This window comes from Chitinophaga sp. 10T418, assembly GCF_056394125.1.
Map to the genome: position 1 here is coordinate 86,056 of NZ_JBFTHG010000013.1, position 25,745 is coordinate 111,800.

Annotated in this window: 18 protein-coding genes and 1 pseudogene; 10 read left to right on the forward strand and 9 right to left on the reverse strand. The window is 45.4% G+C overall.

Annotated elements, in window-relative coordinates:
* Window positions 1-19: 19 nt before the first annotated feature.
* From nagB to AC1DCV_RS29515, 8 genes and pseudogenes are all read right to left on the reverse strand, one after another.
* A pseudogene (gene nagB / locus AC1DCV_RS29480) lies at window positions 20-1,948 on the reverse strand (glucosamine-6-phosphate deaminase); the annotation flags it as partial.
* A 237-nt stretch (window positions 1,949-2,185) separates the two neighbouring features.
* Window positions 2,186-4,483 carry a beta-N-acetylhexosaminidase gene (locus tag AC1DCV_RS29485; RefSeq protein ID WP_477026533.1) on the reverse strand — a complete coding sequence of 766 codons (2,298 nt, stop codon included), beginning with the start codon at window positions 4,481-4,483 and terminating at the stop codon, window positions 2,186-2,188.
* Window positions 4,484-4,517: 34 nt separating this feature from the next.
* Entirely contained in the window at window positions 4,518-5,285 is a 768-nt protein-coding gene (locus tag AC1DCV_RS29490; RefSeq protein ID WP_477026534.1) for an endonuclease/exonuclease/phosphatase family protein, read from the reverse strand.
* Between the two features lie 126 nt (window positions 5,286-5,411).
* The gene (locus tag AC1DCV_RS29495; RefSeq protein ID WP_477026535.1) at window positions 5,412-6,296 is read right to left on the reverse strand and encodes an alkaline phosphatase family protein; all 885 of its coding nucleotides are present in this window, start codon (window positions 6,294-6,296) and stop codon (window positions 5,412-5,414) included.
* Window positions 6,297-6,390: 94 nt separating this feature from the next.
* Complete coding sequence (locus tag AC1DCV_RS29500; RefSeq protein WP_477026536.1) at window positions 6,391-7,146, reverse strand: copper homeostasis protein CutC; 756 nt, start codon at window positions 7,144-7,146, stop codon at window positions 6,391-6,393.
* Between the two features lie 115 nt (window positions 7,147-7,261).
* Window positions 7,262-8,317 carry a glycosylasparaginase gene (locus tag AC1DCV_RS29505; protein WP_477026537.1) on the reverse strand — a complete coding sequence of 352 codons (1,056 nt, stop codon included), beginning with the start codon at window positions 8,315-8,317 and terminating at the stop codon, window positions 7,262-7,264.
* Between the two features lie 124 nt (window positions 8,318-8,441).
* Window positions 8,442-9,407: an ROK family protein gene (locus AC1DCV_RS29510; protein WP_441577378.1), complete on the reverse strand. Its 966-nt coding sequence runs from the start codon at window positions 9,405-9,407 to the stop codon at window positions 8,442-8,444.
* On the reverse strand, window positions 9,379-11,295 hold the full coding sequence (locus tag AC1DCV_RS29515; protein WP_477026538.1) for an MFS transporter: 1,917 nt from the start codon (window positions 11,293-11,295) through the stop codon (window positions 9,379-9,381). The genes AC1DCV_RS29510 and AC1DCV_RS29515 overlap by 29 nt, the downstream gene beginning before the upstream one ends.
* 197 nt (window positions 11,296-11,492) lie before the next feature.
* On the opposite strand from AC1DCV_RS29515, the gene AC1DCV_RS29520 reads away from it, so the two are divergent.
* Window positions 11,493-12,818, forward strand: a complete 1,326-nt coding sequence (locus tag AC1DCV_RS29520; RefSeq protein WP_477026539.1) for a sugar MFS transporter — start codon at window positions 11,493-11,495, stop codon at window positions 12,816-12,818.
* 170 nt (window positions 12,819-12,988) lie between these two features.
* A complete protein-coding gene (galK, locus tag AC1DCV_RS29525) occupies window positions 12,989-14,149 on the forward strand; it encodes a galactokinase (protein ID WP_477026540.1) in 1,161 nt (386 codons plus the stop codon).
* 233 nt (window positions 14,150-14,382) lie between these two features.
* Here galK and AC1DCV_RS29530 read toward each other — a convergent pair whose 3' ends face one another.
* On the reverse strand, window positions 14,383-15,777 hold the full coding sequence (locus AC1DCV_RS29530; protein ID WP_441577374.1) for a Gfo/Idh/MocA family protein: 1,395 nt from the start codon (window positions 15,775-15,777) through the stop codon (window positions 14,383-14,385).
* 268 nt (window positions 15,778-16,045) lie between these two features.
* Here AC1DCV_RS29530 and AC1DCV_RS29535 point away from each other — a divergent pair, with 268 nt between their 5' ends.
* The 8 genes from AC1DCV_RS29535 (at window position 16,046) to AC1DCV_RS29570 (ending at window position 25,744) form a co-directional block, all read left to right on the forward strand.
* Window positions 16,046-18,175 carry an alpha-L-fucosidase gene (locus AC1DCV_RS29535; RefSeq protein ID WP_477026541.1) on the forward strand — a complete coding sequence of 710 codons (2,130 nt, stop codon included), beginning with the start codon at window positions 16,046-16,048 and terminating at the stop codon, window positions 18,173-18,175.
* 508 nt (window positions 18,176-18,683) lie between these two features.
* Window positions 18,684-19,463, forward strand: coding sequence for a GNAT family N-acetyltransferase (locus AC1DCV_RS29540; protein WP_441577372.1), 780 nt, complete (start codon window positions 18,684-18,686; stop codon window positions 19,461-19,463).
* 50 nt (window positions 19,464-19,513) lie between these two features.
* Window positions 19,514-20,704, forward strand: a complete 1,191-nt coding sequence (locus AC1DCV_RS29545; RefSeq protein WP_477026542.1) for an argininosuccinate synthase — start codon at window positions 19,514-19,516, stop codon at window positions 20,702-20,704.
* Window positions 20,705-20,716: 12 nt separating this feature from the next.
* Window positions 20,717-21,700 carry an N-acetyl-gamma-glutamyl-phosphate reductase gene (gene argC, locus AC1DCV_RS29550; protein WP_477026543.1) on the forward strand — a complete coding sequence of 328 codons (984 nt, stop codon included), beginning with the start codon at window positions 20,717-20,719 and terminating at the stop codon, window positions 21,698-21,700.
* 32 nt (window positions 21,701-21,732) lie between these two features.
* Complete coding sequence (locus AC1DCV_RS29555) at window positions 21,733-22,860, forward strand: aspartate aminotransferase family protein (protein WP_477026544.1); 1,128 nt, start codon at window positions 21,733-21,735, stop codon at window positions 22,858-22,860.
* Window positions 22,861-22,934: 74 nt separating this feature from the next.
* On the forward strand, window positions 22,935-23,885 hold the full coding sequence (locus tag AC1DCV_RS29560; protein WP_477026545.1) for an N-acetylornithine carbamoyltransferase: 951 nt from the start codon (window positions 22,935-22,937) through the stop codon (window positions 23,883-23,885).
* 2 nt (window positions 23,886-23,887) lie between these two features.
* Entirely contained in the window at window positions 23,888-24,676 is a 789-nt protein-coding gene (argB, locus tag AC1DCV_RS29565; RefSeq protein ID WP_477026546.1) for an acetylglutamate kinase, read from the forward strand.
* A gap of 3 nt (window positions 24,677-24,679) precedes the next feature.
* Entirely contained in the window at window positions 24,680-25,744 is a 1,065-nt protein-coding gene (locus AC1DCV_RS29570; protein ID WP_477026547.1) for a M20 family metallo-hydrolase, read from the forward strand.
* Window position 25,745: the final 1 nt, after the last annotated feature.

The following is a 25,745-nucleotide window of genomic DNA, read 5'->3' on the forward strand; positions in this document are numbered from 1 at the left end:
TCCCTAAATTAAAACTTATTTACATAAAATGATAACGTACGAATGCTTCCATCGCGGCATATTTCTGTAAGCCTAAGCGGTCGTAGAGATCGGCGGTGTTAGCGTTACGGTCTTCCGCACGTTGCCAGAATTCACGCAGATCGGTACCCTGGAAAGGCACCACATCTTTCTGACTCTGGTGGATGAAGATACCGAGACGTTTCTGCATTACCTGGTCAGGGCTCATTGGAACAGCCATTTCAATTTCATGAATTTCCCATTCCTGCCATGCGCCTTTATACAGCCATACCCAGCAATCTTTCGCCCAGTCTTCTGACTTTACGATGTCGAGTGCGGCGAAAATAATGTCGAGGCATACCTTGTGGGTACCATGTGGATCGGCGAGGTCACCAGCACAGAAGATCTGCTGTGGTTTCAGTTTGCGAAGCAGTTCTACTGTCAGGGCTACATCTTCAGGACCCATTGGTTTCTTTTCCACCAGACCGGTTTCATAGAAAGGCAGGTTCATGAAGTGAGCGTTGTCTTCCACGCCTACATAACGGCAGGTAGCTTTTGCTTCGCAACGACGGATCAGTCCTTTAATAGCGCGGATTTCCGGTGTATCTTTCTGGCTTGGCTTCTTGGTGCGGATAAATGCTTTCGCTTCATCCAGGATCAGGGAACTTTTGCTCTTGTCGATGTCGAACATACCTTCAAACCCTACTGCGAAGTCAATAAAGCGCAGGAGGAATTCATCTGTTACGGCAATGTTGCCGGAAGTCTGGTAAGCTACGTGTACATCATGCCCCTGTTCGTGCAGGCGGATGAAAGTACCACCCATAGAGATGATATCGTCATCAGGATGTGGGGAGAAGATCAGTGCACGTTTTTTAGCCGGTTCAGAACGTTCCGGATGTGCCGGTAACTGTGGACCAGGTTTACCACCAGGCCAGCCGGTAATGGTATCGCGGATAGCGTTGAACTCTTCAATATTCAGCTCATAGGCAGAACCATATTGTACGATCAGGTCGTTCAAACCATTTTCGTTATAGTCCTTATCAGTGAGCATCAGGATAGGCTTATTCAGTTTCAGTGCCAGGCTGGTTACAGCCTTGCGGATCAGACCGGGAGTCCATTCGCAATCGCCGGTAAGCCATGGTTCATTGAAACGGGTGAGTTCCGCTGCTGCCTGTTCATCAATGATGAATTTGCAGTTCTGATGCTGCTGTAACAGGGAAGCAGGTACCTGGTCGGTACTGTGACCTTCTACGGAGCGGCGTACTATTTTGGATTTATGGGAACCCCATGCCATCAGCAAAATACGTTTTGCCTTGAAGATGGTGCTCAGACCCATGGTGATCGCCAAACGAGGCACCTGGCTCATGTTAGGGAACTCGTATGCATTGGCCAAACGGGTGCTGTTGTCCAGTGTAACGAGACGGGTATGTGAATTCATATTAGCGCCTGGCTCGTTGAAACCAATATGGCCGTTGTTACCAATACCCAATACCTGGATATCAATACCACCTAACGATTCAATGCGCTTATCGTATTCTTCGCAATATTTTTTGATCTGATCTTTCGGAATCGTGCCATCCGGAATAAAGTATTGTCCTTCCGGGATATCGATGTGATTGAACAGGTGTTCTTTCATAAAGCGGTTGTAGCTCTGTAAAGCATCCGGCTCTATTGGATAGTATTCATCCAGGTTAAATGTTATTACATTTTTGAAGCTCAACCCTTCTTCTTTGTGCAAACGTACCAGTTCTGCATAGAGATATTTAGGAGTGGACCCTGTTGCCAATCCTAAGATACAATTTTGACCGGCAGCCTGTCTTTCGCGGATTAACGCGGCAATTTCCTGCGCCACTGCTTTGGACCCCTCTTTGGCAGAAGGATGTATTTCCACAGCAATTTGTTCAAAGCTGTCGATCAGTTCGATTTCCTGATGATTAATCGTCATTTGTAAACGTTTTTGATTAGATGCGGTTTAAAAACGAGCCGGAAAATTAAAGAAATTACTGCTAATGCGCATTATTATTTAGCAAAATTTAAATTATATTTCTTTGGCTTGTAATGAACCATTTAATATTTGATCTCGTTAATATGTTTAGCATACAGCGGTTGAAGGCCGTATCACATATTTTGGTGTAGGAGTCATAAGATGAAAACCGTTCGCGCAATTGCACGGACGGTTTTCTGATTTTTAGTCAATTATGAACTCATCAGCAAACAACCATGCGGGGCTGCCTGCTCCTGCTGCACCAGCAGGGATCTTACCAAAGTTCTGCATCTGCACTTTTACAAAGCGACCACGTACCTGTTGCAGTTTGCCACGTACTTTGTTAATGCCTTGTTGCGCAAAGGCGGTTTGTTTGTATACTTCTTTATAAGTCTTACCATCATCAGATACAGAAAATACCACCTGTTTGGGCGGATAAATCCAGTCTCCTTTAGCATTGATAGTATTGATACCTACCAGCTGAATTGCCTGGATACTATCCAGTTCTACCACTGCTTCCATATTGCTGCCTTTGAAACCAAACCACTCGCCATCATCGTAGCTGGCATTGCCTTCCAGGCCATTTACCAGTGTAAACGTGCTGGCAGGACTATGACTTTTATCTGCTGCGGATGCCAGGGTTACTTTTTTAGCCATCCCTTTGTGAAAGATGAACGTCTGGCTAAATTCGTTGCCAAAAGGTTTGCCATCCAAAAACACCTGCGCGCGGATAGTGCCTGCATGGCTGATTTGTATCGCTTGCGTATAAGGAGTCGCCTGAGGGGTAGGGGCAGTACTATCGGTAGTGAAAAATATTTTACCACCATCCAGCTGACTGGCCAATACTACCTGTACGCCACCTTTACCATTGTCAGCAACAGTACCGGTTACTGCAAATACATGTTTGGCATAGTTCACTTTTTTCAGGTCCAGTCGTTTTACATGTACTTTCAACCTGTCAATGAAGTTGTCGTAATTACGTTTGTCTTTCGGAGACCATAGTACTTCTGATAATGCAGACGCACGCGGATATACCATGTATTCCATGTAGTCGTTGTTGCCGATATATTCTGACCAGAGATTGGCTTGTGCTCCTTTAATATATTTTGCCTGATCGCTGTTCAGCTCTGTAGGTACGGGCTCGTAGGAATATACTTTGTTTACCGGGAGGAATCCGCCGATGGCCAATGGCTCGTTGGGACTTTTAGACTGGTAATGATCAAAGTAGCAGAATTCACCGGGCGTCATGATCACATCATGCTTTTGTTGGGCTGCAGTAATGCCGCCTTCAATACCTCTCCAGCTCATTACAGTGGCATTAGGAGCCAGGCCACCTTCCAGGATTTCATCCCAGCCAATGATCTGACGGCCTTTGCTGTTCAGGTATTTTTCCATACGCTGTATGAAATAGCTTTGCAGCGCATGCTCATCTTTCAGGCCTTCTTTTTTCATGCGGGCCTGGCATTTAGGACATTTTTCCCAACGTACTTTGGGGCATTCATCTCCACCAATGTGAATGTATTTGCTGGGAAACAGTGGTAATACTTCATCCAGTACATCCTGTAAGAACAGGAATACACTGTCGTTGCCTGCGCAGAACACATCATCATATACGCCCCAATGGGTGCCTACTTCGTATGGTCCGCCGGTGCAGCCCAGGTTAGGAAAGGCCGCGAGTGCTGCCAGGGCGTGACCTGGCATTTCGATTTCAGGAATAACGGTTACAAAATGATCAGCTGCATACTGTACCACTTCTTTTACCTGTTCTTGTGTATAATAGCCACCATAAGGTTTGCCATCGTATTTGTTGTCGTCATAACGACCTGCCATGGTTTCCTTCCTTTTGGAAGCAATTTCCTGCAGACGTGGATATTTTTTTATTTCAATACGCCAGCCCTGATCGTCTGTAAGATGCCAGTGAAAGGTATTCATCTTATGCATCGCCAACAGGTCGATGTATTTCTTCACAAATTCTACAGAAAAGAAGTGACGGCTTACATCCAGGTGCAGTCCGCGATAAGCGAAGCGTGGGGCATCGGTGATGCTTACACCCGGTATGTACATGGCATGCGCTTTTTCTACGGGCAGCAGCTGGATGAGCGTCTGCACACCATAGAAGGTGCCACTGCTGCTGTTACCGTTGATGCTTACATTATTATGATCTGCATTCAGCGTATATCCTTCTGCGTTAGTAGTATCATTACCGGTGTGGAGCAGGATGGCATTTTTATCTCCCTGGTCTTTTATTTCCAGTTCATACCCGGTCAGTTCTTTCAGCCACGCATTAAATAAGGCAGCTGTTTTTTTGTCGCTTTCATTGTTAGCAACGATGACTGTTTGCTTATCCAGCAAAAAGGAATCTGCTTTTTCGCTGATGCTGGCGGGCATAGGAATGATGCTCACCTTACCTTTCGGAGCAGTGGTCTGTTGGGAGCCGGAACAACTCCACAGTCCTGTTGCCGCTGTTAGTAAGCACAGGTGAAATACTCTTTTCATTGTCATATAATGGATTGTTTTTTTATTGTTTGCCTTCTGCTTATTTGATTTCCAGTTCACAGAGCACAGGCCGGTGATCTGATGCTACCGTTTCTTCGATAATGCGGGCACCGGTGACAGTCCATCTGTGTTTCGGAGCTACCATGATATAATCTATTTTTATCCGGGGGGAATCAGAAGGGAAGGTAGGTCCCATCTGGCTGGTGGCATCTGTGAATACCTGTTTGAGTACGGTGATTTCCTTTGAAGCCGGGAGTGCGTTGAAGTCGCCGGCGATGATAACAGGCGTAGCTGTTTCCCGGAAATAATCAGCCAGCGCATTCGCCTGTGCTATCCTGTCTGTGGCATGTTTACCGGCATCCAGGTGAGTAGTAACGAAGCGAAGGGTGCTATCACCAGGCAATTGTATGGTAACAATACCTGCTGCTCTGGGCTCATTTCCTTTGGAGGAAGGTAATGGAAGAGTAATGCTGTTGTTGATGGGAAACCGGGAAAGGATACCGGTACCATAGCCACCACCATCGAAATCCATGGCTTTCACGAAATAGGTATACATGCCGGTAATGGAAGCCAGTTCTTTTAGCTGATCGGATTGACTGGTGCGGGAAGTGGAGCTATCTACTTCCTGAAGCGCCACCAGGTCAGGGTTGGTTGCCAGAATTACATTGGCAATTCCCTGTAAGTCCAGTACCTGTTTCATGTTTTCCCCATGGTGAATGTTGTAGGTTAGTATTTTTACTTTTTGTGTTTGTGCAAAAAGTGTTATACCTGTAAAACATACAACGGTAATTAGCAGCATTTTTTTCATAGCATCATTATTTAGGGATTTGCAGATACCGGAATGTAGGAATTTGTAAGAGAAGAGTAATTAACCAGGGTAATACCAAATGGTTATCTTTTCCTCCTGAAATCACTTCATCCCGCCATCGCAAAATCATTTAAACGCGTCTTTAACGGGTCTTCCGACCCACACCTGCGGTGTTTTCAATCCGAAGATCCATGCAAGGGTAGCAGCGGTGTCGTATGTCATCACGCTGCTTTTAATTTCTTTATTTTTTGCAATACCGGGGCCACGGATAATCCATGGAATCTGCATTTCTTCCATGGTTTTACCACCATGTCCTTTTTTGATACCGCCGTGATCTGCTGTCAGCAGAATAATGGTGTTTTCCCACATGCCTGCATCTTTTACTGCCTGCAATATTTTGCCGAGCAAAATATCATTCTTGTGTACCTGGTCAAAGTAAGGCTGAATATTATGACCTATGTTGTGCCCGGTGCCATCTGGCTCATCAAAATGGATGAACAGGAAGTCCGGCTTCTTTTCTTTGATATAGTCTACAGAAGCTGCCGTAGCGAGACTGTCGTTATCATGACAGGCCAGTTGTTTGTTGACTGCTTCTTTTGGAAACAGATGGCCGATACCGTCCCAGCTGTAGATAACGCCAATTTCAGCGTTGGGTTTTTGTTCACGGAGCAGGGTGTAGATAGAAGGGAACATGCCGTACTGGTCGAGTTCACGAGAAGGCAGTTCTGGTTTTTTGCTATCCCACTCTGTATATCCGTGTATTTCAGGGCCTGCGCCCATCACCATGGAAGCCCAGTTAACCGCACTGGAAGAGGGCAATACACTGCGGGCTTGTAAGGTCCATGCACCGTCCTGCATCATTTGTTTCATGTTGGGATTATCCACTTTCGGAAAACAGTACGCACCGAAGCCATCCATGCCTATCAGGATAACGTGTTTAACCCCTTTGATCTGTGCCTGCGTGAAGAATCCGCCAAGCAACAGACTTGTTGCAATGATCAGTTTTTTCATTTCGTTGTTCACTTTTAAGCAGTTAGTAATTGGCTAACGCTTTTTAAATTTTAATAATGGGCTTTAAATAGCACCCTTAGCTAAACGTTAACGGCTAAGATAGTAATGTTTTCTCGCCTATTTCACGGATTAATTCGACTTCTTTTTGTTGTGTGGCGGAGATGCCATATTCAGGAACGCCGGGAATGCCGCCCATGCTCACATTGGGATTGCGATATACCATTTTACTTTCTTCATAGGCTTTGGCAGATGTATGATATTCTGTTACACCTGTTGCAGTGATTAGTTGTGCGATGTTGCTGGCGCGCACACCAGATCCTGCCATGATGGCGATCCGGTCATTGGCCCTTTCTACAAGATCTTTCAGCAGTGAAGCTCCTTCTACAGCGGTGTTGCGGGCGCCAGAGGTAAGGATTCGTTCGCAGCCGATGGCAATAATATCTTCCAGCGCTTCAAAAGGATTATCTGTCATATCAAATGCGCGGTGAAACGTAACGCCCATGGGCCATGCCAGAGAAGTCAGTATTTTGCAGCGTTGTTTATCCACGCGGCCTTCCGGGGTGAGAATGCCTATCACTACGCCATTACAGCCCAGTTGCTTGCATAGCTCAATATCTTTTTTCATTACTTCAAACTCCAGGTCGGAGTAGAGAAAGTCGCCACCGCGTGGACGTATAATAGGGTAGAGGTCTATTTTTACTTTTTCCCGGGCAATAGCGATCGTGGCATAACTGGGAGTGGTACCACCTTCCAGCAGATTATCACAGAGTTCTATCCGGTTGGCACCACCTTTTTCTGCGGCAATGCAGGAAGCCACAGAAGCGGCGCATATTTCGAGGGTAAATGGCATAAAACAGCTTTTAGCTTTTAGTAATTAGCTTTTAGCTTGCCGGATTAGCTTTTAGCTTTTGGCAAATGATCATCTTCGCTGCATTTACCAGAAGCTAAAAGCTAATGGCTAACAGCTAAAAATGGTGTTTACCATCAATCAAAATATTGCTGGTATCGCTGGTGCACACGGCATAGCTAAAGCCTTTCTGGAGGCAGTAAGCGCCATGTTCTCCTTTTTTGTTGAGGGCAAGGAAACCTACCTGGATTTCTTTTGCTTTGGAAGGACTCCTCTTTACGATACGATCTACTGCTTCTTTACAGGCTTTTTCCGGTGGATATCCCTGACGCATCAGTTCTACCACCAGGTGGCTGCCGACTATTTTAATCACTTCTTCTCCTACACCGGTGCTGGTAGCTGCGCCTATTTCATTATCTACATATAATCCTGCGCCAATGATAGGAGAATCACCTACGCGGCCATGTAGTTTGAAAGCCATGCCACTGGTAGTACAGGCGCCGGACAGATTGCCTTCGGCATCCAGGGCTACCATACCAATGGTATCGTGGTTATACACATTACCAGGCAGCATCAGCGGATTAAATGCTGTAGCGCCATTGGTGGGTGTGTATGATTTGTTTTCTATGTTGATGACCGGTTTGTACTCCGATGTTTTCAGCCATTCTTTCCATGCTTTTTCTGATTCCGGTGTCAGCAGGTTTTCTTTCTGAAAGCCGTTGGCCAGTGCAAATTGCAGGGCGCCGTCACCTACCAGCATTACATGCGGTGTTTTTTCCATCACCATGCGGGCTACTGAAATGGCATGGGTAACATGCTCCAGTGCACCTACAGAACCGCAGTTGCCGTGTTCATCCATGATGCAGGCATCCAGTGTAACGCGTCCATCGCGGTCGGGGTAGCCGGAGTAACCCACTGTGTGGTTGTTGGGATCTGCTTCCGGTACTCTCACACCTGCTTCTACTGCGTCCAGGGCACGACCACCCTTTTTCAGTATTTCCCAGGCGGCAGCATTGGCAGCGCGACCAAAGTCCCAGGTAGATACTACAATGGGCTTTCCTTTCACTGATCCGCGTTTGCCCTGAGAACGTGCAGTCGTTCCCGTTATTCCATCTAAAGAGAAAACAGCGGCGCTAAGGGCCGCTGTTTTCAGGAATGTTCTTCTATTATTCATAAAATAGCTTTTAGCAGTTAGCTTTTTAGCTGTTAGTTTGAGTGATTAGTTATTAGCGTTAAAGTAAATCCGGTTGATCTCCGCTGCATTTACTAAAGGCTAAAAACTAACAGCCAACAGCTGTTTAGTCCTTCATTTCCCAAGCCAGCGCGCTGGCACCCAGAATCGCGGCATCACTTTCTCTCAGTTCTGAGAACAGCAATTTAACTTTATTCTGGAAAATAGGAAGGAGGTTCTTTTCCATATGCTCCCGCACAGGTTTCATGATCAGGTCACCGGCTTTGGTAAGGCCGCCGAAAAGCACAATGGCTTCCGGGCTGGAGAACATCACGAAATTGGCAAGGGCTTCACCGAGAATTTTACCGGTGAACTCATATACTTCCATGGCCAGCGGATCGCCTTTCATAGCAGCTTCGTAGATGAGTTTGGAATTGATTTCTTCTTTGGAATGTTCCCGCATCATGCTGGGGGTGTCCGGGCGGGTAGCCAGGAACTCCAGCGCAGTATTGGTAACACCGGTAGCGGAAGCATAAGCTTCCAGCGAACCATGTGCACCCGTACCGGAATGATGGCGTCCTCCCGGAATCACGATACAGTGGCCCAGTTCACCTGCAAAACCATCATGTCCGTAGATCAGTTGTCCGTTGGCGACAATACCGCTACCTACACCTGTACCCAGGGTAATCACGATAAAGTCTTTCATTCCCCTGGCAGCGCCGTAAATCAGCTCTCCCAGTGCGGCCGCATTTGCATCGTTGGTCAGCACGGTAGGCAAACCAAATTTCTGCTCCAGCAAACTGGCTAAAGGTACTACCCCTTTCCAGCGCAGGTTAGGCGCATATTCAATATTGCCAGTGTAGTAGTTGCCGTTAGGCGCACCTACACCGATGCCTTTTATGTTTTCGATCCCACCTGCCTGTTCAATGAGGGCAGACAAGTGTTGATGTAATTCATCGAGAAAGCCAGTTACATCTTCATGCTGGTTGGTCAACATACGACCATCACATAAAATATTACCTCTGCGATCTACAATTCCGAATTTGGTGTTTGTGCCTCCAATATCAATGCCCACCGCTAACTGCTGACTCATAATCAATTCCTTGAGATTTTAAAATGGTTTTAACTCTAAATGCGAAGAACGCGAGATAAGCAAAGCACAGCGCCGGAATAACATAAGAGGCGTGAATGCCAATGCTTGGAATATCTGCGAGACCACCCTGAACAGGAGGAATGAGTGATCCACCGAGGATCATCATTATCAGGAATGCAGAACCCTGGCCAGTATACTTGCCCAGACCTGCAATAGATAATGCGAAAATGCTAGGCCACATTACAGAGCAGAATAATCCGCCGCTGATGAATGCAAATGCTGCCAGCTGACCGGTGGAGAATAATCCGATCAGGATAGAGCCAACACCCAGCAGACCGAAGATCATCAGGGTTTTGGCAGGTTTATCCTGTCCGGCAAAGAAGCCAATGATCTGCACCACTATACAGATAGCATATGGATATAACACTGTGATGTCGTTGCCTTTAATGCTGTTAGCGCCGAGAATAACACCATAAGCAACAAAAGGAACTACTACACAAAGAATATTACGTACTGATTTTGAGACATTGAAAACGCTGATAGCACCTGTCCAGCGACCAATCATCATACTGCCCCAGAACAGGGAAACATAAGGATCCAGTTCGGATTCAGCCAAACCTTTTGCGGTCAGGAAACCCGGATGTTTCAGCAATGCGCCGAGGTTACTGGCAACGGAAACTTCCACCCCTACATAAATGAAAATAGCCAGCATACCGAGGATCAGCTGTGGATATTTCATGGCGCCCCAGCCTTCACTGTTACCGGCAGATGCCATTTTAGAGTAGAAGAGGATACCGACAATACCTACGATACCAGCGATAAACATAGGCAGTTCAAATTTCAGCACCAGACCCATGAGGATCAGGATGAACATGAAGGTGATGCCCAGTAAGGATTTAGTTGCTTTAGGAGAAGACTCGAATGCTTCTGTATCCTGGCTTTCCGGCATTTTTACAAAAGCAAAAATGGCTGCTGCAATGAGGAACAGGGCAATGAGGAGGAAGTATAAAGTATTGATCTTGCTGATATCAGTGCTAACATCCCCCCCTTTAATGTTACCGAACAGCAACATGCTTACGATAATGGGGCCGATAGTAGTACCGAAGGAGTTGATACCACCTGCCAGATTCAGACGGTGTGCGCCTTTGGCAGGGTCTCCCAACAGAATAGCAAATGGGTTGGCAGCAGTTTGCTGCAGGGAAAATCCTAAGGCGACAATAAATAATGCCATCAGGATCAGTGCAAAATAACCGAAAGTAACTGTTTGTTTATAGTCAGTATCTAATACTGTGACTACCTTTTCCAGGTTAGCTTTTGTGAAGATAGCAGCATACTGATGGTGCTCTTCATCTTTTGTAAAGCCGCCGGAAACCGCGGAAATTAACTGAGGATTGGTCGTGTACTTTTCAGCAGCATCATTGTTGTTGATTAACAGGGAGTAAGTATCAGGATCTTTCTCACGACGGATTTTTACCTGTCTGTCAGAAGTTTGCAGCTGTTGTTCTACCTGGAAACCGCTGATGTCAGCAATAGTTTCCTTAATAGGAACGATCTTTTCCTTATTTACACATGGAATCATGATCACTGATCCCAGTACAGAGATCAATAAACCGTAAATAATACCCTTCTTATACCCGATCTTATTAAGGATATCTACTTTCCTTGCAGTAGAGGCCAGGTACAGAATCAGTGAACCTATGAAATAAGCACTGTAGAATGAGAAGTMAATCAGTTGAGACTCCAGTTGGGTAAGGTTAAAGTGAGATTTGCAGAAAGGGATAAAGATACTGTTGGACGCAGCCAAAAATCCCCAGAAAAAGAAAACCAGTATTAGCACGAAGAACGACGGATGGGTGCTTTGTGCGCTTTGTTTAGGTTGCTGAGTCATAAACGTGTTAAGTTACAGTGAAATTTTGCCGGATAAATGTATAAAGAATTTTTTAAAATTTTTTAAAAAGTAAAATTATTCTTGCATTTTAGTATTTAGGTAAAACGTTTTAGCAAAAATATTTGCGAAATATACACGAAATATAGGAGAAGTTTAATTATGTTCGTGCTTATCAAAAAAAATAATTCTGACAGCTTATGTCCAACCAAACAGTAACAATGAATCTCCCTCCTAAACAGGCAGGATACGCGCAGTCAATGGCTATTATAGGCATGTTGTTCTTCGTATTCGGCTTTGTTACCTGGCTCAACGGAACATTGATCCAGTTTTTCAGAATTGTGTGTGAGCTGAATGTGGCACAGGCACTGCTGGTAACCATGGCCTTTTTTATGGCCTATTTTTTCCTCTCTATTCCTTCTTCTTTTATCCTGAATAAAACGGGATTCAAAAACGGGATGGCCTTAGGACTCCTGATCATAGCTGTTGGTTCCCTGATCTTTATTCCTGCTGCCAACGCACGTAGCTTTGGTATTTTCCTGACAGGTTTGTTTGTACAGGGGGCGGGACTGGCATTGCTGCAAACGGCTTCCAATCCTTACGCCAGTATTATTGGTCCTAAAGAAAGTGCTGCCAAGCGTATCAGTATTCTGGGGATCTGTAACAAAAGTGCGGGGGCACTGGCGCCATTGATCCTGAGTTCTATTGTATTGAAAGGTGCAGAAAAGCTGGAGGCAGATATTGCTGCTGCGGTGGATGCTACTCAGAAAAATGCTTTGCTGGATAGCCTGGCTTCCCGCGTAATTGCTCCTTACCTGGTTATTGCTATTATATTAGCTATTCTGGCATTCCTGCTGAAACGTTCTTCTTTACCTGAAATAGATACTAATGCGGAAGACGCTTCCACGGCAGCAGCTACCCATGGTAAAACCAGCGTATTCCAGTTCCCTCAGCTGGTGCTGGGCGTGATTTGCATCTTTATGTACGTTGGTGTGGAAGTAATGGCAGGAGATGTGATCGGACAATATGGTACTTCATTGGGTATGAGCGTGGATGACAGCAAATATTTTACTTCTTTTACCCTGGTAGCCATGCTGGTAGGATATGTAATAGGTATTGCCACCATTCCGAAATACCTCAGTGGTAAAAAAGGTCTGCAGATCTCAGCGGTGCTGGGGGTGATATTTACCATAGCGGCCTATTTTAATACCGGCGCTTCCGCGGTAACCTTCATCGCTTTACTCGGATTGGCCAACGCACTGATGTGGCCAGCCATTTTCCCAATGGCCATTGACGGCCTGGGGCGTTTTACAAAGATCGGCTCTGCCTTACTGGTAATGGGTATTGTGGGCGGCGGTGTACTGCCACAGGTATATGCCGGTATGTTTAACGAACGCAGTATGTTTAACTTCCTTTACAGCAGCAGCATCGATTTCAGACATGCATTCCTGTACTGCATGGTGCCCTGCTACCTGTATATCCTGTTTTATGCCCTGGCAGGAGACAAGATTGGAAAGAAGGCATAAAGCTTAACGCAGAAAGCCAAAAGCTATTAAAGCGAATGACCGAGCAACTAATTTATTAGTACCGCTCGGTCATTCGCTTTAATAGCTTTTGGCTTTTTGCCTTCCGCTTTTTGCTTTTCCAAATCATTTTTATATTTTTAGGTGTAAATTTTACGTTTAATTTTCTTTTAATGATACAGAAAACCAGGGAGCAGTTTATCCACTTATTTGAGAAAGAGCCACTGATGGTCGTTTCCCCCGGCAGAATCAATTTGATTGGTGAACACACAGATTATAATGATGGTTTTGTGTTGCCTGCGGCGATCGATAAAAAAATTGTATACGCCATTGCACTCAACAATACGCAGCAATGTAATGCGCATGCCGTTTTCACCAACGAAACGGTGTCTTTTTCGCTGGCAGACGTTAAGCCTACCCCCGGATGGATCAACTACCTGATGGGCGTAGTGAACCAGCTGCAGGAGCGTGGTTTGCCGGTACAGGGCTTTGACTGTGTGATATCAGGCGATATTCCCGTAGGTGCAGGCATGTCTTCCTCTGCTGCGGTAGAGGGCGGATTGGTAGCGGCACTGGATCACCTCTTTGGCTATGGCCTGGATCGTATGCAGATGGCATTAATAGGTCAGAAGGCGGAGCACACTTTCCCTGGTGTAAAATGCGGTATCATGGACCAGTTTGCGAACCTGCATGGCAAAAAGGACCAGGTAATGCGCCTGGACTGCCGCAGTCTGGAGTTTGAGTATTTTCCGTTCAACTTCCCGGGGTATAAAGTAGTCCTGTGTAATTCTATGGTGCATCACTCGCTGGCCTCTTCTGAATACAATGTACGCCGTCAGCAATGTGAGGAAGGCGTTAAGGCTATTCAGGCTAACCACCCGGCGGTTAAGTCATTGCGGGATGCTGATATGAAGATGTTGAATGAAGTGCGGGATCAGATCTCCGCTAAAGTATACGACCGTTGTAATTATGTGATTGCAGAAATCCAGCGGGTACAGGATGCTACCAGCTTACTGAAGCAAGGCAACCTGCAACAGTTTGGAGAGCTGATGTATGCAACACATGAAGGACTGAGTAAACTTTATGAGGTAAGCTGCCCAGAGCTGGACTTCCTGGTATCTCTTGCCCGTCAGCGGGAAGAAGTGGCCGGAGCCCGCGTAATGGGAGGAGGTTTTGGTGGTTGTACCATCAACCTGGTGAAAGCAGAAAAGGTAGCTGAATATGTAGCGTTTATAAAATCCCGGTACCAGGATCAATATGGTAAAGAACCAGAAGTATACGTAACGACCATTGAAGAAGGTGTAACGGTACAGCCATTAGCGGTTAGCTACTAACAGGGGGTAGCCATTAGCAGTTAGCCATTAGCAAAAATGCAGCGGAGATATCAGCGGAAAGTATTTTACTCCCTCCGTTTTTATCTCCGCTGTATTTACTAGCAGCGGTTAGTTATTAGCAGTTAGCCATTAGCAAAAATGCAGCGGAGATATCAGCGGAAAGTATTTTACTCCCTCCGCTTTTATCTCCGCTGCATTTACTAAAAGCTAAAAGCTAATGGCTAAAAGCTTTCTTAATATTGGTCGTCCAGTGCGAAAATCGGTGTTCTGTTCATCCAGCGACCACGGGTGAAGTCAGGAATGAATTGTACACTGCCGCTTTCTGCTACTGATTGTTCGCTCAACGGGGTGATTGCATACCAGGTAGCCATATCATATACATCCAGCGGATACGGAGTACCGCGTTTGATACACTCCAGGAAAGAGTTGAGTACAAACCAGTCCATACCACCGTGACCAGCACCTGCAGCATCGGCTGCATACTTCTTCCACAGCGGGTGATCATATTTACCGAAGTAACTGTTGGCATCTTTAGGATCGCCGGTTGGTTCCCATTCGTCGTATTTACTTTTCTTTTCTACGTAAACAGATTTCTGGTCGTCCATCCACAGGCCATTGGTACCTTGAACGCGGAAGTTCAGGGAGTAAGGGCGTGGGGAGTTGGTATCATGCGACAGCATGATGGTTTCGCCATTGTTGGTTCTGATCAGGGTAGACACGATATCACCCAGTTTGAACTCTACTTTCGCGTTTGGATGACTTTCGCCACCGTTGTCAACGATATATTTGTGCAGGCCGCGGGATTTAGTAGCCACTGAAGTCAATGACAGCAGGCGGTTACCGCGGTTGATATTGATCATGTTGTTGATCGGACCCAGACCATGGGAAGGGTATAAATCAGCATTGCGGTGTACGGAGTGGTTAGTTCTCCATTTGGCTTCAGATAAAGCTTTCTCGCCAAATTCTACACCACCACCATAATATTGTTTACCGTTATTGAATTTAACGCCGCGCAGATCGTGCTGGTAGCCACCCTGCAGGTGAGTCAGTTCACCGAATAAACCCTGGCGAACCATGTTCAGTACTGCCATCACATCTCTGCGGTAGCATACGTTTTCCATACCGAATACTGGAATACCTGTTTGTTCGCTGGTGTTTACCAGTTCCCAGCACTCCTGGATATCAGATGCGCCACATACTTCTACTGCTGGTGTTTTACCTGCTTTCATTGCAGCAACTGCCATGATAGTATGCCATTCCCACGGAGTAGCAATTACTACAGCGTCAATGTCATCACGTTTCAGCAGGTTGCGGAAATCTTCCGGACCATTGGTGTATTCAGCTACTTTTCTTTTACCACCGTATGCTTTTTCAATCATCGCTTTAGCTTTGGGAACAGTAAAAGCTGTATCCGGATCAGCGAAAGCAACTACTTCTGCGTCTTCACGGTGAAGGAAAAAGTTCAGGTGACCCAATCCGCGGGCACCTACGCCGATAACACCAATTCTTACTTTAGGTTTCTTTTCGTTAGCAAATAATTTGGCAGAAGAGCCGAGCATAGAAATACCTACGCCAGCTGCTACCGTGTTTTTGAGAAAACTTCTGCGATGCAGTGGTTGTTTATTCATTGTTCAAAGTTTATTAGCGTATACATTTATACGGTAAGGAGGGACTAAATTTATAAAAATTGATTTATCAAAACCAACCTATAGTGTAATAATCTTACATTTTTGTGATAAACGGTGGAGAAATGAAGGAATTACGGTGCTGAATGACGTAGAATGAGGGAGATATGAGAGAATATAGAATTAAGAATGGAGAATTTGGGATCGAATCCTTTTGATTATCTGCTATATCTTCGCTCACATCCATCATCTGTAATTTTTATTTCCGGCAATGAAAAAAAACGCGTTACTCCTCGCTGGGTTGTTAGGCTTTAATATGGCTATGGCTCAGGAGATTAAGCCTTACGGTGCCTTACCTTCCAAAGCACAGGTAGCCTGGAATGATTTAGAATATTATATGTTCATTCATTTCGGTCCCAATACCTTTACCAATAAAGAATGGGGACATGGGGACGAAGATCCGAAAGTATTTAATCCTACGCATGTAGATGCCCGCCAATGGGCACGTACCGCTAAGTTAGCAGGTATGAAAGGTATTGTACTCACCGCCAAACATCACGATGGGTTTTGTTTGTGGCCCAGTAAGTACAGCACCCATACTGTTCGTGAAAGCGCCTGGAAAGATGGTAAAGGAGATATCCTGAAGGAATTATCCGCCGCCTGTAAGGAATACGGTCTGAAGTTCGGTGTGTATCTTTCGCCCTGGGACCGCAACCATCCTGAGTACGGCACGGCCACCTATAACCAGGTATTTGCGAATACTTTGAATGAAGTATTGTCTAATTACGGACCTGTATTTGAACAATGGTTTGATGGCGCCAACGGTGGTAATGTTAAACAACCGTACGACTGGAACCTGTTTCACAACGTGGTATATAAGAATCAACCCAACGCGGTTATCTTCAGTGACGTAGGTCCCGGATGCCGCTGGGTGGGCAATGAGAATGGTATTGCCGGTACTACCAACTGGAGTACGCTGAATGTAAAAGGATTTGCTCCGGGTGCAGATGGTCCTCCGGCTAAATCTCTCAATGAAGGTAATGAGGATGGCGAACAATGGATTCCTGCGGAATGCGATGTATCTATCCGCCCGGGATGGTTCTACAGCCCTGATACAGATGATAAAGTGAAGTCTGTTTCACATCTGCTGGATATCTATTACGGTTCAGTAGGCCGTAATGGTAACCTGATCCTGAATGTGCCGGTAGACAGAGATGGTGTAATTCATCCGAACGATTCTACCCGTTTGATGGAGCTGAGAAAAGTGCTGGACGCATCTTTTAAAGACAACCTCGCAAAGAAAGCAGTAGTAACGGCAACGAATACACGTACTGGTAATGCAGCGGTGAAAGTATCTCATCTGAATGACGGCAATAATACCACTTACTGGGCGACTACCGATGCTGCTACAAGTACAGCAATCACACTGAGCTATAAGCAACCCATTACTTTCAACAGGGTGGTGTTGCAGGAATACATTGCCCTGGGGCAGCGTGTGCAGCATTTCTCTGTGGAAATCCTGGAAAATGGGCAGATGAAGGAAATTGCGAAGGAAACTACCATTGGGCACAAACGTATCCTGCGTTTGCCGGATTATACCACTACCCGGGTACGTATTAATATACTGGACGCCAAAGCGGCACCGGTGATCAGTGAGGTGCAGTTGTATAAAGCGCCGGGTTTACTGGCAACGCCACAAATCATGCGTTCGAAAAACGGTCAGGTAATTATTACCTGCGCTTCGGCAGATGTGGAGATTCGCTACACACTTGACGGTACGGAGCCTACACTGAAATCGCCTGGAAAGCATGGTTTCAATCCACCGGTGATAGCTAATGTATCGGAAGAAATAAAGAAAAGTGCCAAAAGTGAACAAAGCATTCTGGTGGATTTGCCCCGTGGTGGCATGGTAAAAGCCAAAGCTTTCCTGAAGAACGGCAGCAGCAGTGAAACGGCAAAGGCGTCTTTCGATGTAGCAACCACCAAGTGGACTATACTTTCCGCTGATGGCGCTGCCACCGATCGCGCTGCCGCCAAAACGATAGACGATCAGCCTGAAACGGTATATATTACCGGTACGGAGGGAACGAAATATCCACACGAATTACAGATAGATCTGGGCGAGTCCCTGTCACTCAAAGGATTTACCTATATGCCGCCTACCGGCGAAGGGGCTAAAGGGGTGGTATATGGCTATGAGTTTTATACCAGCACTGATGGCAAAAACTGGGGCAGCCCGGTGGCGAAGGGGCAATTTGCCAATATTAAGAACAACCCTGTACTGCAGTCTATCCCGTTTGGAGCGGTCAATGCCCGGTATATCCGCTTTGTGGCGGTATCGCCGGCCAGTGAGTCCGACAACCAGGCAGCGGTGGCTGAGCTGGGTGTGATCACCCGATAAGGTATTTATTTTATTGATTATAAAAAGATTAGCGGAGATAAGTGTCCATTTGACGGCCTTTTTCTCCGCTAATCTTTTTTTAATCAATGTAAATAATCCTAATGTATAAACCCCTTGAGTGGGGTAGCAGGCCCGATACCGGGCAACGCAATGTCAGCCTTTGTTAAAATTGTGTCCTAACGAAAAAAAATTCGACCATTTAAAAAGATATTGTTATAACTTTGCGGATATTCTAAACTAAAGACAATATTTATAACAATTTAACGCTGAACTGAAGTTGGAAAAAACCGCAACTCATACCAACATCTCTGCATATCATCCCGCTTTAAACAAAGGGGTATATTCTGTTGGGTTCAATGTCTTTAGATTCCTTTCCCGACGACCTAGAATTTGATAGCGCTTGTCTCTATATGACCGCTATCGCACCGTGATTCCCCAATCCTCCGGTGAGCTTTCCAGTAATGGAATTTCAAGTTAGTTTATTGATTCACGATTTCAATTTAAAAAGTTGGAAAATCAACATATCATCGTTAGGGTAGCCACTCCTGACGATATTCACTATTCAAATACCATCACCGATGAGATGGAATCGTCTGCAAAAGCAAGAGGAACAGGCATAGCGAAGCGTTCCCCTGCCTATGTAGAGCTGAAAATGCAGGAAGGTAAAGCAGTGATTGCTGTTACAGACAAAAACGAATGGGTAGGCTTCTGCTATATTGAAGCCTGGGGTCATGAGAAGTTTGTAGCCAATTCAGGGCTGATTGTAAACCCCGCTTTCAGGGGCCATGGCGTTGCTAAATCGATAAAGAAGAGAATATTTGAGCTTTCAAAGGAGAAATATCCTGAGGCAAAGATCTTCGGTTTAACCACCGGTCTGGCGGTAATGAAGATCAACTCCGAACTGGGCTATGAACCCGTTACCTATTCTGAACTCACCGACGACGAAGAATTCTGGAAAGGCTGCAGAAGCTGTGTTAACTTCGACATTCTCACCGCTAAAAACAGGAAGAACTGTTTATGCACAGCCATGTTGTACAACCCACTTGAAAAGCTGAAGGAAGCAGAGGAGAAAGCGATGGCGGAAAAAGCAGCTGCAGAAGAAAAACAACCTCAGCCACAATTGTCTGTTACCGCCAATGGCCACATGCACCACGAAAGACGCCGCCGGAGATTTAAAGGAAATATAAAGTTGTACGAGCGATGGTTGCGATTTAAAAGATTTGTTTTGCTGAAGAGCAAAAAAGAAGGTGGCGCCACCGGATCTAAAAAGAAATTTTTCCTGTTCTAACTACAGGACATATAAATATTGTTACTGGAATTATAAAAAAAGATGTCATAATGAAAAAAGTAGTACTGGGATTTAGCGGAGGACTTGATACTTCCTATTGCGTTAAATATCTGACGATAGAAAAAGGATATGAAGTGCATTCAGTGATTGTAAACACTGGTGGTTTTTCTGAAGAAGAGCTGCAGGAAATTGAAAAGCGCGCTTACAGCCTGGGCGTTAAAAGTCATAAAACTGTTAATGCGATACGTTCTTATTATGATGGCGTTATTAAGTACCTCATCTTCGGTAATGTACTGAAAAATAATACCTACCCGCTGAGTGTGAGTGCAGAGCGTATGAGCCAGGCACTGGCCATCGCTGAATATGTGAAGGAAGTTGGTGCAGACGCAGTAGCACATGGCAGTACCGGTGCCGGTAATGACCAGGTGCGTTTTGACATGGTATTTCATATCATGATTCCTGGTGTAGAAATCATCACACCTATACGTGATCTGAAACTGAGCCGTGAAGAAGAAATTTCCTACCTGAAATCAAAGGGTGTGGAAGTGAATTTTGAAAAAGCCATGTACTCTATCAACAAGGGCATGTGGGGAACTTCCGTTGGTGGTAAAGAAACGCTGACTTCCAATGGCATGTTACCAGAAGCCGCCTGGCCTACCCAGCTGACAAAGCAGGGCGAAGAGCAGGTGAAATTAACTTTTGAAAAAGGTGAGCTGACAGGTGTGAATGACAAAAAATTCGGTCATCCTTCTGAAGCCATACAATATCTGCAAACCATTGCCGGTCCTTTTGCGATTGGTCGTGATATCCACGTAGGTGATACCATCATTGGTATTAAAGGCCGCGTAGGTTTTGAAGCAGCGGCACCCATGGTGATCATCAAAGCACACCACGCACTGGAAAAACACGTATTAACAAAATGGCAGCTGAGCTGGAAAGATCAGCTGGCACAGTTCTACGGCAACTACATGCATGAAGGTCAGATCATGGACCCGGTAATGCGCGATATCGAAGCCTTCCTGCAGAACACCCAGGAAAATGTTTCCGGTGAAGTATTTGTAACGCTCATGCCTTACCGTTTCCAGGTAACCGGAATCAGTTCTCCTTATGATCTGATGAGCAGCAAATTTGGCAAGTACGGTGAAATGAACACCGGCTGGAGTGGAGATGATGTAAGAGGGTTCAGCAAAATTTTTGGTAACCAGACAATGATCTGGCATCAGGTTAAAAATTCTATCTAAATCAGCAAGGCAATGGCAAATGATAAAAAGATAAGAGCAGGGATCGTAGGCGGGGCTGGTTATACAGGCGGTGAAATGATCCGGCTTTTGTTGAATCACCCGGATGTTACTATTTCGTTTGTACATAGCCGTAGTAATGCGGGCAATCCATTATATGCGGTACACGCAGATCTGCTGGGTGAAACAGAACAAGTGTTTACCGGTGAGCTGAGCAACGATATTGATGTGATGTTTCTTTGCCTGGGGCATGGAGAATCTAAAAAATTCCTGGAAGCAACAGATGTAGCCGCACATGTGAAAGTGATTGACCTGAGCCAGGATTTTCGTTTAGGCGAAACTGTTAAAGACCGCACTTTTGTATACGGCTTACCAGAAATGCAGCGCGACCTGATCAAGACGGCACAGAACATTGCCAATCCAGGCTGTTTTGCTACCGCCATTCAATTAGGCCTGTTGCCACTGGCAAAGGCAGGTTTGCTGAAAGAAGTACATACAACCGGTATCACTGGTTCCACCGGTGCTGGACAAAGCCTTCAGGCCACTTCCCACTTTACCTGGAGAGCAAATAATATTTCAACTTATAAAGTGCTGAATCATCAGCACCTGAAAGAAATACGACGAAGCCTGCAGCTGTTGCAGCCAGGCTTCAATGGTGAGGTAAACTTTGTGCCGGTGCGCGGTGACTACCCGAGAGGAATATGGGTAACGTCCTACCTGCAAACTGACTTATCACTGGAAGAGGCTGTGAAGCTGTATAAAGACTTTTACGCCGGTCATCCGTTTACGCATATAAGCGACAAACAGATCGATCTGAAGCAGGTAGTCAACACCAACAAATGTCTCATTCAACTGGAAAAAACCGGTGATAAACTGGTGATCCATTCTGTTGAAGACAATCTGCTGAAAGGCGCTTCCGGTCAGGCTGTACAAAACATGAACCTGATGTGCGGACTGGATGAAACGGCGGGGCTGAAATTAAAGTCCATCGTCTTCTAAGTGTTTTTATCATTTTCAATTTATTTGCCGACATGAAATTATTCGACGTATATCCCGTTAACGATATCATTATAGAAAAAGCTCTGGGTTCCCATGTATGGGACGACAAGGGTGCGCAGTATCTGGACCTCTACGGTGGACATGCCGTGATCTCTATTGGTCATACGCATCCGCATTATGTAAAGCGTCTCACGGATCAGTTGCATAAAGTAGGTTTTTACTCCAACTCTGTAAAGATGCCTTTGCAGGAAGAGCTGGCTGCTTTGCTGGGCAAGGTTTCCGGTAAAGAAGACTATCAGCTGTTTTTATGTAACTCCGGTGCCGAAGCAAATGAAAATGCCCTGAAGCTGGCTTCTTTTTACAATGGTAAAAAGAAAGTAATCGCTTTCAGAAAAGCATTCCATGGCAGAACATCACTGGCAGTAGCGGTGACTGATAATCCTAAAATTGTAGCACCGGTAAATGAAACAGACAACGTGGTATTTTTACCATGGGAAGATGAAGCCGCATTGGAGCAGGCTTTCCAGCAGCACGAAGTATCTTCTGTGATCATTGAAGGTATACAAGGTGTAGGTGGTATTAATGTAGCCAGTGAATCTTTCCTGCGTAAGATCAGGACGTTGTGTGATACACATAATGCCGTGTTTATTGCAGACTCCGTGCAGTGTGGTTATGGCAGAAGCGGTAAATTCTACTCCCATGATTTTGCTGGTGTAAATGCAGATATCTACAGTATGGCAAAAGGTATGGGTAATGGTTTCCCTATAGGAGCTATTATTATTGCGCCTAAATTCCATGCCGTATATGGTATGTTGGGTACTACGTTTGGTGGTAATCACCTGGCCTGCGCGGCGGCACTGGCAGTGTTGGAAACTATCCAGGCAGAAAACCTGATCGCCAACGCAGCTACTATAGGTAACTATCTCATGGAACAATTGCGGACCTTTGATAAAGTAATAGAAGTAAGAGGCCGTGGTTTAATGATAGGCATTGAACTGCCTGCGGAACTGGCACATGTAAGAAAAGAACTGTTGCATACGCACAAGATCTTTACCGGTGAAGCGAAGCCAAATGTAATCAGGTTGCTGCCATCACTGGCATTAACACAGGAGCATGCGGATCAGTTCCTCGAAGCTTTTGGAAAAGAATTAAATAAATAAAAAATCAACAACCATGAATGGCAGATAGTGTGCCTTTACATCTTTCCACTATCTGTTTAAAGCCTATAAGCGAAATGAAACAATTTATTTCTACAGCAGATGTTCCCAGTGTCCCGCGGTTAGTGGACATTGCGTTGAACTACAAGAAAGATCCTTTCAGGGACCAGGAATTAGGGAAGAATAAAACAGTGGGAATGATATTCCTGAACCCCAGTTTGCGAACACGGTTAAGTACACAGGTGGCTGCTAAAAACCTGGGTATGGAACCTATCGTATTTAACATTGATAAGGAAGGATGGGCGCTGGAAATGAATGATGGTGTTGTCATGAATGGTAACACTACTGAACACGTAAAAGAAGCGGCAGGAGTAATGGGACAGTATTTCGATATACTCGCTATCCGTACTTTTCCGGGTTTAAAAAATAAAGAAGAAGATTATACTGAGAAGTACATCAACCAGTTCATTAAATATGCCGGTGTGCCGGTAGTTAGCCTGGAAAGTGCTACGTTGCATCCTTTGCAGAGTTTAACAGATGTGATCACTATTAAGGAAAACTGGAATCAATCCCGTAAGCCTAAAGTGGTAATGACCTGGGCACCTCACGTAAAAGCACTGCCACAGGCTGTTCCTAACTCTTTTGCACAGTGGATGAATGCCTGGGGGGAAGCGGATTTTGTGATCACTCATCCGGAAGGGTATGAACTGGATGAGAAATTCTCTGGCAATGCGCGTATTGAATACGATCAGGATAAAGCTTTGCAGGATGCAGATTTTGTGTATGTAAAGAACTGGTCTTCCTACAAGGATTACGGTAAAGTTACCTGTACGGATTCCAGCTGGATGTTCACCAATGAAAAACTCAAACTCACCAATTCCGCTAAAGTAATGCACTGTCTGCCCGTAAGAAGGAATGTAGTCATTGCGGATGAAGTACTGGACGGACCGCAATCTATCGTAATACAAGAAGCTGGTAACCGGGTATGGGCTGCCCAGGCGGTTTTGAGTGAAATACTGAAAGGATAATTATGATCGATTTATTTATCATTAAAGTAGGCGGAAACGTTATAGACAACCCGGTATTGCTGCAAACCTTTCTCGAAAAGTTTGCAGCCGTACCTGGTAAAAAAATCCTGATACATGGTGGTGGTAAAATAGCTACCCGTATCGGTGATAAGCTGGGTATCGAGTCAAAGTATGTGGATGGCAGACGGATTACGGATGCTGAAACTATTGACCTGGTAACGATGGTATATGGTGGTTTGGTTAACAAACAGCTGGTAGCAAAACTGCAGGCGAATGACTGTAATGCCATGGGTTTAACAGGCGCTGACGGTAATATTATTCCAGCGATAAAGAGGCCGGTGAAAGACATTGACTACGGTTTTGTAGGAGATGTCAGGACGGAGATATTGCATACTGCTCCGCTGAAGGCCCTTCTGGAAGCTGGCATCACGCCGGTGTTTGCACCGCTTACACATGATGGTAAAGGACAGATACTGAATACCAATGCGGATACCATCGCCTCATCTCTTGCCATTGCATTGTCTGCATTTTACAGTGTACGACTCATTTATTGCTTTGAGAAGAAAGGGGTATTACGTGATCCGGCAGATGATGACGCCGTGATTAATTTAATCAACAAAGACATTTACCAGCAGTTGCTGGCAGAAAAAATATTGACAGACGGCATATTGCCTAAACTGCAAAACGCTTTCGGTGCCATTGAAAATGGTGTAAAAGAAGTGCTGATAGGACATGCAGACGATGTTCTGAGTAATACAACAGCAAAAGTGGCAGGCACTCTAATATGCTAACCTATGTGGAACGAAAAACTATATGATGTGGCCGTGGCGCTGTTAAAGCAGATGATCGCCACCCCATCGTTAAGCCGCGAAGAAGACGGCACTGCGCAACTGATCAGTGATTTCCTGACGGCCATGGATATTCCGCATGAGCGGMATCTCAATAATATCTGGGCTCGCAATAAACATTACGATCCCTCCAAACGTAATATACTCCTGAACTCCCATCATGATACGGTAAAACCAAATCCGCAATATACCCGCGACCCTTTCAGTCCGGACGTGGAAGACGGTAAACTGTACGGGCTCGGAAGTAATGATGCCGGAGGTTGCCTGGTAAGCCTGATCGCTACGTTCCTGCATTTTTATCACCAGCGTGATCTTACCTACAACATCATACTCACTGCTACCGCAGAAGAAGAGATCAGCGGTGTCAATGGTATAGAAAGTATCTTATCCCAGCTGCCCCCTATTGAATTTGCGATTGTAGGGGAGCCCACTTTAACGCAACTGGCCATTGCTGAAAAAGGCTTAATGGTGCTGGATTGCAACAGCGTGGGCAAAGCGGGCCATGCGGCGAGAGAAGAAGGCGAAAATGCCCTGTATAAAGCATTGCCGGATCTGAACTGGTTTAAGGACTATCGTTTCCCGAAAGTATCTGAAACACTGGGACCCGTGAAAATGAGCGTTACCGTGATCAATACTTCCAATAAAGCACATAACGTAGTGCCGGCAGATTGTTCCTTTGTAGTAGATGTACGGGCTACAGATCAATATACGTTGGAAGAGCTGCTGGAGATCATCCGCGCCAATGTATCCTGTGAAGTGAAACCAAGGTCTATGCGTATGCGGCCCTCCTTTATTCCGATGGATCACCCGTTTGTACTGGCTGGCATAAGTGTAGGTAAAACCTGCTACGGATCGCCTACCACTTCAGATCAGGCGCTGATTCCTGCTACCTCTGTGAAAATGGGCCCCGGCGATTCTGCCCGCTCACATAGCGCAGATGAATATATTCACCTGCATGAAATTAAAGAGGGTATAAACAGTTATATTCAGTTACTTGAAATGATACAGTGAT